Raw genomic sequence first — 17,520 nt, 5'->3', positions numbered from 1 at the left:
CGCTGACCCGGTATTGCGCGGCGCGGTCGCTCCCTGCCTCCGGAGGCTGAACTTCCGGCGCCTCACAATGTTGTAGGCCCAGGCCAATTGCACCCCCTGCGCTTCGCGTATAGTGCACACCCTGCACAGGTTAAGGACAAGCCATGGCTTTCTCCACCACCAATTCCTACTACTGGAAGGGCTTCCGCGACGGGGCGCCTTTCATGTTGGTCGCGGGGCCGTTCGGCATGCTGTTCGGGGTGCTGGCGACCGAGGCGGGGCTCAAGCTGACCGAGACGCTGGTGCTGACCGCAACCGTTTTCGCCGGGGCCGCGCAACTGACCGCGTTGCAGCTGATGCAGGAAAACGCGCCCACCTTCATCGTGCTGGCCTCGGCGCTGGCGGTGAACCTGCGGTTGGCGATGTACTCGGCGTCGCTGACCCCGTTCCTGGGCGGCGCGCCGATGTGGCAGCGGGCCTTTGCCGCCTATCTCACCGTGGACCAGTCCTATGCCTGTTCGATCGTCCGGTTCGAGACCGAACCGGATCTGACGATCCCCCAGCGCATGGGGTATTTCCTCGGCACGGTCACCCCGGTGGCGACGGCCTGGTACAGCTTCACGCTGATCGGCGCGCTGTTGGGCGCCCGCATTCCGGAAAGCTGGGCGCTGGATTTCGCGCTGCCGATCGCCTTTCTCGCCATGGTCACTCCGATGCTGCGCACCTCGGCGCATGTGGTCGCGGCGCTGGTGTCGATCACAGTGGCGCTTCTGGCAGCCGGGCTGCCCTATAACCTCGGGCTGATGGTCGCCGGACTGGCCGGCATGATCGCGGGCGCCCGCATGGAACTGGTCCTGCGCAAGAAGGGATTGTGGACATGACCCCGGAGCAAGCGGGGTTCGACCCCGTCACCCTGTGGACCGTGATCGCCGGCCTTGCTGTGGGCAGTTTCGCCCTGCGCTTCGTCTTCATCGGGCTGGTGGGGGACCGGCCGATGCCCGACTGGCTGCTGCGGCACCTGCGCTATACCGCCGTGGCGATCCTTCCGGCGCTGGTCACCCCGCTGGTGGTCTGGCCCAAGGCCACGGGTGGCGCGCTGGATCTTCCGCGCCTGCTGGCGGCACTGGTCACGGTCGGGGTCGGGCTGGCCACGAAGAACGTGCTGGCCGCGATCTTTGCCGGGGCCGCCACGCTTTACGGGCTGCTCTACCTACTCTGAGGGTTCGGTTTTCAGCTGCGCCTCCACCAGGCGCGCATTGTTTCGGGCGATCCCCTCTTCGAGGTCGGGGCTGTCATTCTCGAAGTACCGCTTGGTCGTCACCCCGGGCAGGCTCCCGAATTGTTGCGAGAGCCGGATGGGATAGAACGTGACATCGACGCTTTCAAAGCCGGGGATCGCCTTCAGCAGGGTCGAGGTGGCATTGGCGCAATAGACCCCGGGAACCGGGCCGCTCTTGAGCGCCAGCCGATAGGCGAGCTCGGCTTGTTCGGGGGTGACCTCGGCGGTCTGGACCACGACGTGAAAGGTGCTGCGCGCATGCGACCCGCGATAGGCCAGTTCCACCCCCGGGGTAATGCCGAACAGCACATCGTTCCATTCGGGCACAACCGGGGATTTGAACGACCCGGCCGGATCGAAGATCACCCGCTCCGAGGCGTTGATCATCAGCGACGAGTGCCCGCCGCTGCCGGTGCGGTTGTTGACCATCGTGTAGAGCGTCAGGGTCGATGGCCCGGGGTCCCGATAGGAGACCGCCGCGATGGTTTCGCGATCGTCATTGACCTGTTTCTCGGCACATCCCGCGACAAGCAGAAGGGCTGCACAAAGGCAAAGCAAGCGCGTCATGGGCAGGTCCCCGTTCGGGCGTGGGATCAGTCGGGTCAGGAGGCGAAGATCAGAAGGAACAGCGCCAGTACGATCAGCAACGCCACCGTCCAGGTGACGAATTTGACGAAGCCGTTGAAAGTGCCGGTCTGCACCGAGATGTCCATCTCGCCATGCTTGTGTTCAGCCATTGGTTCCAGTCCTGTTAGAATGCGGTCATGTTTCCAACTGGATACTGAATTCAAGACAGGCTGTCACCCGGTCAATTCGGGGAAATCCGTCTTGCCGCGGCATTTCTGCAATAGCGCGGCACGCCCGGTCACTCCTCGTCGAGATCGGCCGCCAGGCGAAATCCGATCCGCGTCGGCGGGCTGTCCGGTTTCGGCTTGGGCAGCGCGCGCAGCATCACGTTGAGCTGGCTCACATGCTGGATCAACTGGGTGCGCGCGCCGGTCGAATCGCTACCGTAGAAGGTCACGATATCGGGGTCGAAATACCCGATCCCCTCGATCCGCAGCACGCCGGCATCACCGCCGGTGAAGCCCATCGCAATCTCATGCGCGTTGTCGAGCTGTTCCTCGAAGTTGCGGATGTAGAGGATGATCCGCTCATAGGCCCAGCGCGCCGGGCTCTTGCCGGAGGCGGGTTTCTTGGCCCCCGCCCGCAGCCCGTCGAGACAGGGTTCGTTCTTGGGGTCGGCGTGCACCTCGTGCACGCGGGGGATGGCAGCGTCTTCTCCGGCCTCGGCCGCAGTACTGATCTTGCCGTCCATCCCGCTCACTCCCTGCGTTGATACAGCCAGGCGCCGTCCTCGCCCCGGGTTCGGGTCACCTCATCGGTGTGGTAGAGGTGGTTGACGTGGGCCACCGCCTCGACCAGCGCGAGCCCGTATTCGCCCTTGCCGATGGTGCGCTTGAACAGCGGCGCGAAACAGGCCGAGGCGGGCTTCGGCGTATCGAGGTGCTCCAGCAGACGGCGCAGCCCTCCGTGATGATTGTCGATCAACTGGCGCATTCGCAGCGGCAGCCCGACAAACGGCAGCTTGTGTCCGCACAGCGCCAGTTGATCGTGCCGGGCAAGAAGACTCAGCCGTTCGCAGGCCTCCAGCCAGTCGGCCAGCGGATCGGCCTGCGGCTCGGTGGCGTAGACGCCGATGTTCGGGCTGATCGAGGACAGGATCTGGTCGCCGCTGATCACCAGGTTGTCGTCGCGGCTCCAGAACGTCGCGTGCTCGGGGGCGTGGCCGTTGCCCATGTGAACGTCCCAGTCGCGCCCGCCCATGCGGATCACGTCGCCCTGCTTGATGCGGGTGAAGCCCTGCGGCATCGGCGCCACCACATCGGAAAAGTTGAACGGACGCTCGGTCAGCCGTTCGGCCAGGATCTCCGGGTCCATCCCGGCGCCCTGGTAATAGGCGCGGGTTTCCTCGGGCATCGTGCTCTGCACGTCCAGCGTCAGCATTCGCGCAAAGAGCCAGGCGGTGCGGGTGGTGACCAGTTCGGCCCCGTGCTCGGTCTGGAACCAGCCGGCCAGCCCGATGTGGTCGGGGTGGTGATGGGTGACGACAACGCGTGACACCGGCTTGCCCGCCAAGGGCCCGGCCAGCAGGGTTTCCCAGATCGCGCGGGACTTTCCGGTGTCAAAGCCGGTGTCGATCACCGTCCAGCCGTCCCCATCGTCCAACGCATAGATATTGACGTGATCAAGCTTCATCGGCAGCGGCAGGCGCAGCCAAAGCACGCCCTCGGCGATCTCGACAGCCTCGCCCGGTTCCGGCGGGGTGTCCCAGGGGTAGCGCAGGGTCAGGGTCGGGCCACCATCCATCGCTCAGGCCCCCGCCAGATCGTCGATGCCCAGCGCATAGAGCCCCGCGGCCCCCGCCTGCGCATGGGTCAGAAGCGATGCGTGTTCGGGCAGCAACCGGTCGATGTAGAACCGCGCCAGCGCGGCGCGCGGCCCGTCCTTGTCGGCCATGGCGGCGGCCAGATGGTAATGCCCGCCCAGCACCCGCGCGAAGGCGCGCAGGTAGGGAACCGCGCCGGCGAACCGGTCGTTCATGTCACCCTGCGATACCAGCCATTCGGTGGCCTCGCGCAGGGTTTCGGCGGCCTGCCAGACCGGCTCGGCCAGATCGGGCAGGATACAACGGGCGCGCTCGGCCTGCTTCTGGATCTCTTCCAGCAGCCGGCAGGCGGTCTCGCCGCCGTCCATCATCTTGCGCGCAACGAGGTCCATCGCCTGAATGCCGTTGGTGCCCTCGTAGATCGCGGTGACGCGCACGTCGCGATAATACTGCGCCGCGCCGGTTTCCTCGATGAAACCCATGCCGCCATGCACCTGCACGCCGGTCTCGGCCACGCGGATGCCGGTGTCGGTGCCGAAGGCCTTGGCGATGGGCGTCAGCAGCGCGGCACGCGCCGCCCAGTCCCCCTCACCCGTCGCGGTCTGCATGTCGATCGCCACGGCACAGGCCAGCAGGATCGCGCGGGCGGCGAACAGATCGGCCTTCATCTCCAGCAGCATGCGGCGCACGTCGGCGTGATCGACGATCGTGCCCGACGGTGTGCGGCCCTGCTTGCGCTCCAGCGCATAGGCCAGCGCGTGTTGATAGGCGCCCTCGGCGACGCCGACACCCTGGCCGCCGACGCCAAGGCGCGCGTTGTTCATCATGGTGAACATCGCCGCCATGCCGCCATGTTCCTCGCCGACCAGCCAGCCGGTTGCGCCGTCATACTGCATCACGCAGGTCGGCGAGCCGTGCAGCCCCATTTTGTGTTCGAGGCTGACCACCTTCAACGAATTGGCCTTGCCCGGGTTGCCGTTGTCGTCAGGGATGTATTTCGGCACCAGGAACAGGCTGATCCCCTTGGTGCCCGACACCCCGTCGGGAAGCCGCGCCAGCACCAGGTGACAGACGTTGTCGGCGAAATCGTTGTCGCCCCAGGAGATGTAGATCTTCTGCCCGGTGACCGCATAGGTGCCGTCACCGTTCGGCTCGACCTTGGAGCTCAGCGCGCCCACGTCCGAGCCCGCCTGCGGTTCGGTCAGGTTCATGGTGCCCGACCATTCGCCGCTGATCAGCTTGGGCAGGTAGAGCGCCTTGAGCGCGTCCGAGGCGTGATGTTCCAGCGCCTCGATCTGGCCCTGGCTCATCAGCGGGGCCAGTTGCAGCGACAGGCAGGCCGCGCTCATCATCTCGTTCACCGAGGTGGTCAGCGCCATCGGCAACCCCATGCCGCCGTGATCCTCGGGCGCGCTCATGCCGATCCAGCCGCCCTCGGCGATCGCCTTCCAGCCGTCGCCGAAACCGGGCGGGGTGCGCAGAACGCCGTTTTCCAGCCGCGCCGGGTGCAGGTCGCCGTCGCGCTGCATCGGCGCCATCACCTCTTCGCACATCTTGCCGGCCTCGGTCAGGATCGCGCTCACCGTATCGCCATCGGCCTCGGAGAACCGCGCGGTCTCGGACACCTGATCGTAACCCACCACGTGGCGGAAGAGAAACTCATACTCGGAAACGGGGGCACGGTAGGGCATGGATGTCCTCTTGTCTGCGGGGCGCCGCCGGGCGGGCTTGGCTTCCACCTGCGGCACGTCTATGGGTCAATATCCGACAGATACCTACCCAGACCCGCCTCACAAGCAACCAAAACGCCGCGTCATAGCCATGCCTCCCATCGAAACCCTGCACCTTGGCGCCAGCGCGCCGGACCTGGCCCGGGCGGCAGGGCTTCTCGCGGCGGGGCAGCTCGTCGCCTTTCCGACCGAAACTGTATACGGGCTCGGGGCCGATGCGCGCAACGGCCGGGCGGTGGCGGCGATCTATGCCGCCAAGGGGCGGCCCAGCTTCAACCCGCTGATCGTGCATCTTGCCGACACCGGGGCCGCGCAGCGCCATGTCGCCTGGACCGATTGCGCGCAGAGGCTGGCCGATGCCTTCTGGCCCGGCCCGCTGACGCTGGTGCTGCCGCTGCGCCCCGGTCACGGGATATCCGATCTGGTCACCGCCGGGCTCGACACGCTCGCGGTTCGGGTGCCCGCCCACCCCACGGCGCGGGCGCTGCTGCGGGAATTCGGCGGCCCGGTGGCGGCGCCCTCGGCCAATCCTTCGGGCCGGATCAGCCCGACCACGGCGGAGCATGTGCTGGCCGGTCTTTCGGGCCGCATCGCGGCGGTGGTCGATGATGGGCCCTGCGCGGTGGGACTGGAATCCACCATCGTCGGGCTCGACGGCGCGCCCACGCTCCTGCGTCCCGGCGGCGTGGCGGTGGAGGAAATCGAGGCGGTGCTCGGCCACGCCCTGATCCGGCACGACGCAGGCGGCACCGTCAGCGCGCCGGGGCAACTCGCCTCGCACTACGCCCCCGCCGAACGGGTACGCCTGAATGCCGAGGCCCCGCGCCCGGGCGAGGTGTTCCTCGGGTTCGGCCCGATGGACTGCGATCTGAACCTGTCCCCCGCGGGCGATCTGGAGGAGGCGGCGGCCAACCTCTTTGGCCATCTGCACGCGCTCGATGCGCGGGCCAGACCCATCGCGGTGGCCCCGATCCCCGATCACGGGCTGGGCGCGGCGATCAACGACCGGCTACGGCGCGCGGCGGCGCCGCGCGACTAACCGGGCCTCAAGCCCGCCCCGCAGTGGCCGAGAGCGTCAGCGAATCGACTCCCAGCGTTTTCAGCGCCGCCTCCCATTTGGCATCGTCGGGCAGCCCAAAGACGAGATCGGCATCGGCATCGGTGGTCAGCCATCCGTTCATCGCGATTTCCGATTCGAGCTGCCCCGGCCCCCAGCCGGCATAGCCCAACATCAGCTGCGCGCGCTCCGGCCCCTGCCCGGTCGCGATATCCTCGAGGATGTCGAGCGTCGCCGTCATGCTGAAGCCCTCCGAGACCTTCATCGAATGCAGGTTCGCGTCGTAGCCGTCCGAATGCAGGACAAAGCCGCGCGCGGTCTCGACCGGACCGCCGAAATGCACCCGCATGTTTCCGCGCTCGGGCGTGTCGGGCTTGATATCAAGCTGCGCCAGAAGATCGGACAGGCGCACATCCCCGGCCGGCTTGTTCACGATCAGCCCCATCGCCCCGTCGTCACCGTAACTGCACAGGAACACCACCGAATGTTCGAACCTCGGATCCCCCATTTCGGGCATCGCGATCAGAAGTTTCCCGGTCAGGTCCATGGCACTGCGCTCCGGTTTGGCGGTCATTCGATTTCAACATGACCCCCGTTCGGCCCGGGTGCAAGGCCGGGGCGGCAAAGCGGCGCATTCGGGCGCATTGACGCGCTCGTGACTTGGCAAGCGCCGCCGGAGCCGCCATTTAGGATGCATGTTGAAATTCGCCTCGTTCCTTGTTGCCAGTCTCGCCCTTGCCCTGCCCGTCAAGGCGGGAAACGATCTCGACAACCTCGTGCGAATCGAGGTGCTGGACGGCGGGCCGACCACCAGGGGAACCCATCTGGCGGCGCTGCGCCTGACCCTTGCCGACGGGTGGAAGACCTATTGGCGCGCCCCGGGCGAGACCGGGATTCCGCCCAGTTTCGACTGGCGCGGGTCGCGCAACCTGCGCGACGTGGCGATCACCTGGCCGGCGCCGGAGGTGTTCGACGCCAACGGTCTGCGCACCATCGGCTACAAGCACCAGCTCGTGCTGCCGGTGGAGGTGACCCCCGCCGCTGACGGCACGCCGGTGCGGTTGCGCGGGCGGATCGAGTTCGGCTTGTGCAGCGATGTCTGCATCCCCGGTACGCTGGAATTCGACCGCGAGCTTGACCCGCGGGCTGGGCGCGACCCCGCCATCGCCGCCGCGCTGGCGCAGCGGCCCTATTCCGCCGCCGAAGCCGGGGTGACATCCGCCACCTGCCGGCTTACGCCCAGCGCCGACGGTCTGCGCGTCGAGGCCCGGATCAGGATGCCATCGGCAGGCGGCACGGAAATCGCCGTGATCGAGCCGGGCACACCCGGCATCTGGGCCGCAGCGACCGAAACACGACGTAACGGAGGGACTCTGATCGCCGTCAGCGAGTTGTCGAGCGAGACCGGCGGCGCCTTCGCGCTGACCCGCTCGGCGCTCCGCATCACCGTTCTGGGCGCGGCGCATACGGTCGACATCCGCGGCTGCGGCGCCGGCTGAGCGGAATGACGGTTACGCCCCGCCTTGGCGCCATCGCGGTGCTGGTCGAGGACGACCGGGTTCTCCTGGCCCAACGCGGCAAATCCCCCGACAGGGGGCTTTGGGGGTTTCCCGGCGGCCACGTGGAGCCCGGCGAAACCGCGCTGGAGGCCGCCCGGCGCGAGTTGTTCGAGGAAACCGGGCTGCGGGCGACCCCGGTGGACTACCTGACCAACGTCGACGTGATCCGCCGAGATGCAGCAGGCCGGGTTACGGTGCATTACCTTCTGGCCGCCGTGCTCTGCGCCGATCCTGTCGGCACCCCGCAGGCAAACGACGACGCGCAGGATGCGGCCTGGTTTGCGGTTGAACAGGTCCGGGCCGGTGCGCTGCCGATGAGCGCACAGGTGGCCCAGGTGATGGAGTTGGCCTTGCTGCGCCGCCGCACCCTGACCCTGCCGCGCTAGGCGGCGCGGGACGCCCGCCGCACAGCGCGGGCATAGACCAACGCCGAGATCAGGTAGACCGCCAGCACGATCGCCGCTGCCCCCGCGACGAAGGCGGCCAGCGCCGCGCGCATCGCGTCGAGACCGGCCAGAACCGGCAGCGCGCCCAGCAGCACGGGCGGCATCGCGCCCTGCATCAGTGCCCAGCCCAGCGTTGCCCCGAACCAGGCCAGAAGCAGCGCCGCCGTCGCGATCACCGCGCCCCGCAACGCCCGGTTGGGATTGTGCAGCGACCGGCGCAGCGCGGTCAGCGGGCGCGACACGTCCTGCTGCATCGCCACCAGCGCCGGGACCACCAGCAGCACGATCGCCACGCCGAAGCCCAGCCCGTAGACCAGCGTGATCACCGTGGGCTTGAGGAACTGCGCCTGCTGCGACTGCTCGTAAAGCAGCGGCGCCAGCCCCAGCACCGTGGTCAGGGTGGTCAGCAGCACCGGGCGCAAACGGTCGGCCGCGGCATCGATGATCGAGGGGATCAGCCCGCGCTCCTCGGCATATTCGTCGATGGTCGTCACCAGCACGATTGAATCGTTGATGATGATCCCGGTCATGCCCAAAAGGCCCACCACCGTGAACATGCTCAGCGGCACCTCCCAGATGTAATGCCCCCAGATCGTGCCGATCAGGCCGAAGGGGATCACCGCCATCACCACCAGCGGCCGGGTCCAGCTGGCAAACACCCAGGCCAGCACCAGGTAGATGCCGGTCAGGCACAGGATCAGGCCGGTGCGCGCGTCCGACAGGAATTCGTTTTCCTGCTCGCTCAGGCCCGACAAGGTCCATTCCACCTGACGCTCGCTGGCAATCCTCGGCAGGATTTCTTCCTTGAGCGTCTCCTGGATCTCGCTGGCGCGGGCCGGGTCGTCCTCGGAGATGTCGCCGGTCACGCTGATCACGCGCAGACCGTTCTCGCGCCGCACGGAGGAAAACCCGGTGCGCTGCTCGACGCTGACGATGTCGGCCAGGGGCACGTAGATGCCGCTCGGGGTACGCAACTGGGTGCGTTCGAGGAAATCGGCGGTCAGCTCCCCCTCGGGCAGTTCGACCCGGATCGCCGCGCTGCGCGGTCCCTCGGGATAGGTCGCCGCCTCGATCCCGTTCAGCCGGTTGCGCAACACCCGCCCCAGGGTATCGATGGTAAATCCCAGCGCCTGGCCCTGCGCGGTGAGGTCGAGGATCACCTCCTCCTTGTCATAGGCGAGGTTGTCCTCGACCGCCGAGACCTCCGGGTAACGCAGCAGCGCCGCCTGCAGGTCCTGGCTGGCCGCCTTCAGGGTTTGTACATTCGCGCCGTAAAATTGTACGTCCAGCGCGTCGCCGCCGGGGCCGGACCGCCAGCCGCGAAAGCTGACCGTCTCGACCATCGGATGCCGCCGCACCGCATCCTGTAGCTCGGCGACGAAGGCAAAGCTCGAATAGGGGCGCAGGTCGGCGTCGATCAGCTCGATCGAAATGCCGCCCAGCAGGTCGGTGTCCTTGGTCTCCACCCCGGCCAGCCCGCGCCCGGCGTTGCCGCCGACCTCGGCCATGACGTAATCCAGCGGGTTGCGGCCGTGACGCTCCTGGTACTGCTTGCCCAGTTCCTCGGTGGCGCGCTGCATCTCGCGCATCATCTCCAGCGTGTCGGCGCGGGTCGCCCCTTCGACCATGGCGAAGTTGCCGGTGACCGAGCCGCGCTCGGGCGCGTTGAAGAACCGCCACTGCACATCGCCCCGGATGAAGAGTGCCACCTGGCTTGCCAGCACCGCGATCACCCCGGCCAGAACCACATAACGCCCCCGCACCACCCAGATCATCACCCGGCGGAACAGGTGGTCGCGCACCCAGCGAAAGCCCCGGTTCACCACCCGGTTGGGCAGGTCGTACCAATGCTGCTTGGCCGAATGGGCGATGGCGTGGGACATGTGGTTGGGCAGGATCAGGAAACATTCCACCAGCGAGGCCAGCAGCACGACAATCACGGTAAAGGGAACGTCCTTGATCAGATCCCCAAACCGGCCGCCGATGGCCGTGAGGCCGAAAAACGCGATCACCGTGGTCAGCGTCGCGGCCAGAACCGGCATCGCCATCCTCCGCGCCGCGGTCTCGGCCGCCGCGACCGGATGCTCGCCCAGCCGTCGCGCCCGGAAATCGGCGTGTTCGCCGACCACGATGGCATCATCCACCACGATCCCGAGGGTGATAATCAGGCCGAACAGGCTGATCATGTTGAAGGTCAGGCCAAAGGCGTACATCAGCGCGATGGCGGCGAACATCGAGGCCGGGATGCCGGCCGCCACCCAGAAGGCAATCCGCGCGTTCAGGAACAAAAACAGCAACGCGACCACCAGCGCCAGCCCCATCAGGCCGTTGTCGATCAGAATGTTCAGACGCCCCGAAATGGCCTCGGCGCGGGTGCGGATCAGCTCGATCGCCACCCCCTGCGGCAGGCTCAGCTGCATCTGGGCCGCCACCTCCTCGACCTGGCGCTGGATCTTGATCGCATCGCCCCGGTCCGACCGGTCGATCCGGATCGACATGGCCGGGTCGTCGCCGACGAAATAGCTGCGCTTGCGGTTCGCCCCCTCGACCCGGATCGCGGCCACGTCGCCGATGGTCAGCTTCGAGCCGTCCGGGTTGGAGCGCAGGACGATCCCGGCGATGTCGTCTGGCTTGCGTTTCTCGGTCCCGGTACGCACCCGGGCATTGGCCCCGGTCACATCGCCGGCCGGATCCGTATCGACCTCGGCGGCGACGGCGACGGCGATCTCGGCCATGGTGATGTCGTGTTCGATCAGCGCGCGCGAGGGCACCTCGAGCACGGTTTCGGGCGCGGCGACGCCGCGAATGGTGGTCCGGGTCACGCCGGCGGCGAACAGCCGCGTGACCAGTTCGTCGGCGAACAGGCCAAGCTGCCCGGAGCCGACCGGGCCGGTGATCACCACGTCGGTGACGCGGTCGCGCCAGACGCCCCGGCGCACACTCGGGTCCTCGGCCTCGTCGGGCAGGGTGGTGATCGCATCGACCGCCGATTGCACGTCGTCGGCGGCGCGCGACATGTCCCAGCCCGGTTCGAACTCGATCGTAATGCTCGCCACCCCTTCGCGCGAGACCGAGGCGGTGCTTTCTACCCCGTCCACGGCGAGCAGCGACGGCTCCAGCACCTGGACGATCGCGCTGTCGACATCCTCGGGGCCGGCCCCCTCCCATTCGACGCTGACGCTGACGCTGTCGACGATCACATCGGGAAAGAACTGTGCCCGCATGTTGGGGATCGCCGCCGCGCCCAGCACCAGCAGGACCACCAGCAGAAGGTTCGCGGCCGTGCGGTGGCGGGTGAAATAGCTGAGCAGCCCGCCCGCCGGCCCGGGGAGATTTCGCACCACGGCCTAGCCCCCCATCCGGGATTCGATCCGCTCGACCAGTTGGGCCGGCACCTTGTCGCCGCCAAGCTGGGCCAGCACCCGGGCCTTCATCTCCTCCGGCATCCGGTTGTTGCCTTCGACAAAGGCAACCAGCCGGGCCCGGCGTTCGGCGCTCAACTCCAGCAAGGAGGCCTCCGGCGGCGCGTCCCGTGCCTCTTCGCGCAACGGCCGGACCCGGATGCCCGCCCCCAGAAGCGGCGTGCGCCCGATCACCACCTCGCGCCCGGCAAGGCCCGCACCGCGCAAAAGCACCTCGTCGCCCTGGCGGCGCACCAGCTCGACCGGAAGCGCCTCGAGCCGGTCTTCGGCGTCCAGCACCAGCACCGTGCCCGAGGCGTCCAGCGCCGAGGCCGGCAGGCGCGCGACCCGCTCGACCGGCGGCTCCTCGACCGACACGGTGACGAAATCGCCGGGTTTGAACCCCGGCGCATCGTCCAGCCCGGCATAGATCATGCGCCCGGTCTGCCCATCGCCCGCCGCGGCGCTGTCGCGGCTGATCCGCCCCCGTGCGGTCAGCGCCGCGCCGCTGACGTCCAGCGTGGCGATGACCGGGGCCTTGATCAGATTGCCACGGGCGTCGAGCAACCGGGCATATTGTGCGGTGGAGACGCGAAAGGCGACCTCCAGCGCGTCTGGGTCGATCAGTTCGGCCAGCTTCTCGTTGGGCGAAACCAGCCGCCCCTCGACCAGGGTCACGTTGGACAGCGTGCCGTCAAAGGCGGCGGCGACCGTTGTGTCGTCCAGAGCGCGTTCGGCATCCGCCAGCGCGATGCGGGTCCGCGCCAGCCGGGTCGCGGCCTGGTCCACCCGCGCCTCGGCCTGGGCCACGGCCAGGCGTCGGGCCAGCACCGCCTGCCGCGCGGCGGCAAGCGCCAGCTCGGCGGTTTCCACCGTCGCGGCGGTTCCGACGCCGCGCTCCTGCAGGTCCTTCTGCCGCTGGAACGCGCGATCGCGCAGATCCTCCTGGTCGCGGGCCGCCGAAAGCTCGTCGCGCGCCAAGGTCAGCGCGCGGGCGGCGTCGCGTTGTTCGGCCTCGGCATCGAGCAGGTCGCTATGCGCCCGGTCCAGCGCCGATTGCGCGTCGGCCGGGTCGATGTGCACCAGTTCGTCCCCGGCGGTGACGCTGCCGCCATCCTCGAATCCCTCGGCCAGCCAGATCACCCGCCCGCCGGTAGCGGCGCGCAGTTCCAGCGTGCGGCGGCTGAGCACCTGCCCGAAGGCGGGCAGGACCGGAATCACGGTTTCCATCCGGGCGGTCCGCACGTTGACCGCGAACACCCGTTCGCGCACCTGGACCGGCCGGGGATCGTCGGCCATGCGGCTTTGCACCGCGCCGAACACCAGCTGACCGGCGTAGACCAGCAGCGCCAGCATCAGCGATGCCAGAAACAGCCCGGTCAGGCTTTGCCTTAAGAACCGCATCGTCAAATCTCCCAGGCCCGCAGCAGGACGCCGTGATACAAACTAACCGCAGCGCATAAAATGCCAAGATGCGCAGGGTATCCGGGATGTTATACGCCGCAGAAAGTTACTTCCGGCGCTGGTTTTCGGTCAGGCGCGGAAAAATCTCGACGAAGTTGCAGGGCTTGTGCCGGTAATCGAGTTGCAGCGACAGGATCTCGTCCCAGCCGTCCTTGCAGGCGCCGGGGCTGCCTGGCAGCGCGAACAGATAGGTGCCGCCCGCGACCCCGCCGGTGGCGCGCGACTGCACCGCGCTGGTGCCGATCTTTTTCATCGAGACGATGGTGAAGACGGTGCCAAAGGCCTCGATCTCTTTTTCATAGACATCGCGGTGCGCCTCGACCGTCACGTCCCGCCCGGTCAGCCCGGTGCCGCCGGTCGAGATCACCACGTCGATGTCCGGGTCCGCGACCCAGGCCCGAAGCTGGGCTGCGATCTCGTCGCGCTCGTCGGGCAAGAGCTTGCGGTCGGCCAGGGAATGGCCCGCCCCGGTGATGCGGTCGGCCAGCACCTGTCCGGAGCGGTCCTCGTCCAGCGAGCGGCTGTCCGAGACGGTCAGCACCGCGATGCGGACCGGGATGAAATCCTTGGTGTCGTCGATGCGCGACATGGCGGTTACGTCCTCTCAAAAATGGCAAGGCGCAGGGCCAGCGCTGCGAATATGCCGCCCGAGAGCCGCCCGAGCCAGAGCGAGACGCGCGGCGAGGCGAAAAGCCGCTGCCCCGCCTGCCCGGCAAAGAGGCCCACCAGCGCGTTGACCACGAAGCCGCCCAGCGACAACACCGCGCCGAAGATCAGGAACTGGATCAGCATCGGACCGGCCTGCGGCGCGACGAACTGAGGGATGAAGGCGAGCACGAAGAGGATCACCTTGGGATTGGTCAGGTTGACCACGAAGCCGGCGCGAAAGGCGCGCGCGGCGGACACCGCCGGCGCGCGATCGCGGGCCGGGCCGCTGCGCCAGGCGCCCCAGGCGAGCCAGAGCAGATAGGCCACCCCGATCCAGCGGATCAGGTCGAACATCCAGGGCAGCGCCGCCACCGCCGCGCCCAGCCCCAGCCCGGCCAGCGAGACATGCACCATGCCGCCGGCCGCGATCCCGGCGCTGGCCGCCACCGCAGGACCGCGCCCCGAGCGCAGCCCCTGGCCGAGGCAGAACATCATGTCGGCCCCCGGCGTGAGGTTCAGCGCCAGCGCGGCGGGAATGAACGTCATCAGGGTGAGCGGGTCGATCATGCGCCGATCTCGAACCAGGCGCCCTCGGGGCCGAGGTTGACCACCTCGGAGCCACCGATATGACCGCGCTCGCCCCAGCAATCGTGGATATGACCGCACAGCACCAAGGGCGGCGCGATGCGCGCGATGGCGGCGCGAATCGCCTCCGATCCCACCGACACCCCCTGCGAGGTGCGGTCGGCAACGCCCCTGGGTGGCGAATGGGTTATCAGGATGTCGGCGGCTGCGCAGGGCGCCAGCAGCGCCTCGGCGGCCTCTTCGCTCAGATCCCAGGACCATGCGCCAAAGGGCGTCGGCGGCACCCCGCCGCCGATGCCGAAGAACCTGAGGCCTTCGACCTCGGCGCCTTCTCCGTGCAGAACGGTGGCATTGGGCAGGGCGGCGGCCCGCAACTCATCGGCGCTTTCGGCGTTGCCCGGCACCAGCACCATCGGCGCAGTGATGCCCGAGAGCATCTCCATCGCCTGATCGAGTCCCTGGCGCGCATTGCAGAAATCCCCCGCCCCGACCACCAGATCGGCCCCCACGCTCGCCTTGACGAGCCTGCTGGCCGCCCGCCGGGCCATGTGCAGATCGGAAAATGCCAGTATCTTCATCCGCCCTCTATCCATCCTCTCTCAGCTTGGCCTGCAACTCCAGCAGATCGGCCCAGGCCTGACGCTTGGCCGCCGGCTGTCGCAGCAGATAGGCGGGATGGAACATCGGCAGCACCGGCTTGTCCAGCGCCTGATGCCAGTTGCCGCGCAGACGGGTGATGCCGCGTCTGCCCAGCATCGCCTCGCAACTGATGTTGCCCATCAGCACGATCACCCTGGGATCGGCCAGCGCCACGTGGCGATCGAGGAACGGTTTCAGCATGGCGATCTCGTCCGGGTGCGGCTCGCGGTTCTGCGGCGGGCGCCAGGGCAGCACGTTGGTGATATAGACGTTGTCTTGCCGCGCCATCCCGACCGCCGAAAGCATCCGGTCGAGCAACTGTCCGGCGCGCCCGACAAAGGGGCGCCCCTCGCGGTCCTCGTCGCGGCCCGGCGCCTCGCCGATGATCATCACCGGCGCGCCCGGGATGCCGTCGGAAAAGACGAGGTTGCGCGCGCCCTTTTTCAACTCGCAATGCTCGAACGCCGCCATCGCATCGCGCAGCGCCTCCAGCGTCTGCGCCGCCGAGGCCGCGGCACGCGCGACGGCGACCGGATCGGCCTGCCGGGCTGCGACCGGCCCAGCCGGGGCCTCGGCAACGGGCTCGACGACCTGACGGGCCGCCGGGCGCAGCTTGTCCGGCAGGTCATAGCGGTTCACCGGCGCGTCCCCGATGGCATCGGTCACGCCCAGTTCCACCTGCCATTCCAGCAGGGCGCGGGCGGTATGATAGTCGATCTGCGATTCCATGGCGCAGACCCTAGCGCCGAAACCGATGCCGAAAAAGCGCAATACGCCAGGTGATTTTTCCCAGGCGCGGGGAAAAATCCTTGTGCCGTACACGATTAACACCAAACATGGCCAGAAACGAATACGGGGGGACAGACAATGCAGACTTCGCGGCGGAGCCTATGGGCCGCATTTTTCGCGACCTTGTTTCCCCTTGCGTCCCTTGTATGTCTGACCCTTGTACTGGCCACACCTCTGCGGGCGGAGCCGCCCGGACCGATTCTGCAGAAGCTCTTCGATCTCGCCGGCAGCATCGCCCTCGACCAGTCCGAGACCACGCGCGCCGCGCCGGATACCCTCGCCCCGACGCCAGAGGCGGGCCCGATCCGGCAACGCCTGTCCCGCCTCGCCGCCGCAAGGGCCGTCGAGAGCGAGGTCATTCCAAGCTTCGACCCGGTCCAAAACGCCGCGCCCGCAGAGCTGGCCGCGACCGACCCGGCCGCCCTGTTGCCGCCGATGCCGGGCGGCACCGGCAAGGCGCGTCTGCTTCAGGTCTCGGACGGCGGCTATCAATTCGACTGCCCGCCGGGCCAGGGCTATTGCGGCGGCGGCACCTATTGCTGCCCGAACGGCTGGGGCTGTGCCCGCGACGGGCAATGGTGCATCCGCCCCGGCTACAGCTATTGCGGGCGCGGCAACAGCTGCGCTCCGGGGTCCCTCTGTTCGCGCGGCGGCGGCTGCATTCCGCGCGGCAAGGTCGATTGCGGCCGCGGCCGCTGGTGCAACCCCGGAGCCTATTGCCTGACCGGCAACCGCTGTTCCGCCGTTGGCGCCATCAAGTGCCGCGACGGATCGATCTGCAACCCCGGCAACAAATGCGCCTCGGGCGGCGGCTGCGTTCCGAACAACATCCTGGACTGCGGCGGCGGATCCTACTGCAAGCCGGGGGCCTATTGCCTGAGCGGTGGCGGCTGTTCGCAGATCGGCGCGGTGAAATGCGCCAGCGGCAGCATCTGCAACCCCGGCTATACCTGTTCGCGCGGGCGCGGCTGCGTGCCCGTCGGCACCGACGATTGCGGCAATGGTGTCTACTGCAAGGTCGGCACCTTTTGCCTTGGAAACCGCAAATGCTCGGCCCCGGGATCGACCAAATGTAGCAGCGGAGACATCTGCAACCCGTCACAGAAATGCTCCAAGGGCGGCGGCTGCGTCCAGAAGGACCGCGTCGATTGCGGCTATGGCAAAAGCTGCCCACCGCGCAGCTATTGCCTGGCCGGCGGGAAATGTTCCGCCCCCGGCGCGGTGAAATGCAACAGCGGCGTGATCTGCCCGCCCGACACCATCTGCCTGCCGGGCAAGAAATGCTCGCCTGCGGGTCACAAGCTTTGCGAGGGCGGCACCTCCTGCCCCAAGGGGACATTCTGCCTCAAGGGCGGGCGCTGTTCGGACCCGGGCGCCGAGCAATGCGATGACGGCAAGATCTGCCCGCCCAGCCGCGAGTGTATCCCCGGCGGCGGCTGCGCGCCCGAGGGCCACAAGGTATGCGCCAGCGGCAACACCTGCCCCAAGGACACCATCTGCCTCAAGGGCGGCAAGTGTTCTTCGCCCGGCGCCACGCTCTGCGACGACACCAAGG

The 17,520-nt window shown here is 68.0% G+C and carries 18 protein-coding genes; 6 read left to right on the top strand and 12 right to left on the bottom strand.

Annotated elements, in window-relative coordinates:
• Positions 1–143: 143 nt before the first annotated feature.
• Positions 144–860 carry an AzlC family ABC transporter permease gene (locus P1U75_RS15735; protein ID WP_300245032.1) on the top strand — a complete coding sequence of 239 codons (717 nt, stop codon included), beginning with the start codon at positions 144–146 and terminating at the stop codon, positions 858–860.
• On the top strand, positions 857–1,198 hold the full coding sequence (locus tag P1U75_RS15730; RefSeq protein WP_300245030.1) for an AzlD domain-containing protein: 342 nt from the start codon (positions 857–859) through the stop codon (positions 1,196–1,198). Before P1U75_RS15735 ends, P1U75_RS15730 begins: the two co-directional genes overlap by 4 nt.
• Here P1U75_RS15730 and P1U75_RS15725 read toward each other — a convergent pair.
• The 5 genes from P1U75_RS15725 to P1U75_RS15705 form a co-directional block, all read right to left on the bottom strand.
• Positions 1,190–1,825: a hypothetical protein gene (locus P1U75_RS15725; protein ID WP_300245029.1), complete on the bottom strand. Its 636-nt coding sequence runs from the start codon at positions 1,823–1,825 to the stop codon at positions 1,190–1,192. The genes P1U75_RS15730 and P1U75_RS15725 overlap by 9 nt on opposite strands.
• 35 nt (positions 1,826–1,860) lie before the next feature.
• The gene (locus P1U75_RS15720; RefSeq protein ID WP_300245027.1) at positions 1,861–1,995 is read right to left on the bottom strand and encodes an aa3-type cytochrome c oxidase subunit IV; all 135 of its coding nucleotides are present in this window, start codon (positions 1,993–1,995) and stop codon (positions 1,861–1,863) included.
• Positions 1,996–2,123: 128 nt separating this feature from the next.
• Positions 2,124–2,576, bottom strand: a complete 453-nt coding sequence (locus P1U75_RS15715) for a DUF6173 family protein (RefSeq protein ID WP_300245026.1) — start codon at positions 2,574–2,576, stop codon at positions 2,124–2,126.
• Positions 2,577–2,581: 5 nt separating this feature from the next.
• A complete protein-coding gene (locus P1U75_RS15710) occupies positions 2,582–3,628 on the bottom strand; it encodes an MBL fold metallo-hydrolase (protein ID WP_300245025.1) in 1,047 nt (348 codons plus the stop codon).
• A gap of 3 nt (positions 3,629–3,631) precedes the next feature.
• Positions 3,632–5,338, bottom strand: a complete 1,707-nt coding sequence (locus P1U75_RS15705; RefSeq protein WP_300245024.1) for an acyl-CoA dehydrogenase — start codon at positions 5,336–5,338, stop codon at positions 3,632–3,634.
• 130 nt (positions 5,339–5,468) lie between these two features.
• Between P1U75_RS15705 and P1U75_RS15700 the strand changes: the two genes are divergently transcribed.
• Positions 5,469–6,416, top strand: coding sequence for an L-threonylcarbamoyladenylate synthase (locus P1U75_RS15700; RefSeq protein WP_300245023.1), 948 nt, complete (start codon positions 5,469–5,471; stop codon positions 6,414–6,416).
• 7 nt (positions 6,417–6,423) lie between these two features.
• On the opposite strand, the gene P1U75_RS15695 is transcribed toward P1U75_RS15700, so the two are convergent.
• Complete coding sequence (locus P1U75_RS15695) at positions 6,424–7,008, bottom strand: YqgE/AlgH family protein (RefSeq protein WP_300245021.1); 585 nt, start codon at positions 7,006–7,008, stop codon at positions 6,424–6,426.
• 121 nt (positions 7,009–7,129) lie between these two features.
• On the opposite strand from P1U75_RS15695, the gene P1U75_RS15690 reads away from it, so the two are divergent.
• Both P1U75_RS15690 and P1U75_RS15685 read left to right on the top strand, forming a co-directional pair.
• Positions 7,130–7,933, top strand: a complete 804-nt coding sequence (locus tag P1U75_RS15690) for a protein-disulfide reductase DsbD domain-containing protein (protein ID WP_300245020.1) — start codon at positions 7,130–7,132, stop codon at positions 7,931–7,933.
• A gap of 5 nt (positions 7,934–7,938) precedes the next feature.
• Complete coding sequence (locus P1U75_RS15685; protein WP_300245019.1) at positions 7,939–8,379, top strand: NUDIX hydrolase; 441 nt, start codon at positions 7,939–7,941, stop codon at positions 8,377–8,379.
• Here P1U75_RS15685 and P1U75_RS15680 read toward each other — a convergent pair.
• The 6 genes from P1U75_RS15680 to P1U75_RS15655 all read right to left on the bottom strand — a co-directional run bounded on the left by P1U75_RS15680 (position 8,376) and on the right by P1U75_RS15655 (position 15,905).
• Positions 8,376–11,783, bottom strand: coding sequence for an efflux RND transporter permease subunit (locus P1U75_RS15680; RefSeq protein ID WP_300245018.1), 3,408 nt, complete (start codon positions 11,781–11,783; stop codon positions 8,376–8,378). The two genes, P1U75_RS15685 and P1U75_RS15680, sit on opposite strands and share 4 nt — an antisense overlap.
• Positions 11,784–11,786: 3 nt before the next feature.
• The gene (locus tag P1U75_RS15675) at positions 11,787–13,244 is read right to left on the bottom strand and encodes an HlyD family efflux transporter periplasmic adaptor subunit (RefSeq protein ID WP_300245017.1); all 1,458 of its coding nucleotides are present in this window, start codon (positions 13,242–13,244) and stop codon (positions 11,787–11,789) included.
• Between the two features lie 106 nt (positions 13,245–13,350).
• Positions 13,351–13,893, bottom strand: coding sequence for a molybdenum cofactor biosynthesis protein B (moaB, locus tag P1U75_RS15670; protein WP_300245015.1), 543 nt, complete (start codon positions 13,891–13,893; stop codon positions 13,351–13,353).
• A gap of 5 nt (positions 13,894–13,898) precedes the next feature.
• Positions 13,899–14,519, bottom strand: coding sequence for a LysE family translocator (locus P1U75_RS15665; protein WP_300245014.1), 621 nt, complete (start codon positions 14,517–14,519; stop codon positions 13,899–13,901).
• A complete protein-coding gene (locus tag P1U75_RS15660; RefSeq protein WP_300245012.1) occupies positions 14,516–15,115 on the bottom strand; it encodes a metallophosphoesterase family protein in 600 nt (199 codons plus the stop codon). Before P1U75_RS15660 ends, P1U75_RS15665 begins: the two co-directional genes overlap by 4 nt.
• Positions 15,116–15,122: 7 nt before the next feature.
• A complete protein-coding gene (locus P1U75_RS15655) occupies positions 15,123–15,905 on the bottom strand; it encodes a uracil-DNA glycosylase (RefSeq protein ID WP_300245011.1) in 783 nt (260 codons plus the stop codon).
• Positions 15,906–16,043: 138 nt separating this feature from the next.
• Between P1U75_RS15655 and P1U75_RS15650 the strand changes: the two genes are divergently transcribed.
• On the top strand, positions 16,044–17,520 hold a 1,477-nt coding region (locus tag P1U75_RS15650; RefSeq protein ID WP_300245010.1), incomplete at its 3' end, for a hypothetical protein.

The sequence above is a fragment of the Antarcticimicrobium sp. genome (genome assembly GCF_029212575.1).
GTDB lineage: Bacteria > Pseudomonadota > Alphaproteobacteria > Rhodobacterales > Rhodobacteraceae > Antarcticimicrobium.
This window is presented reverse-complemented; position numbering and strand designations above follow the sequence as displayed.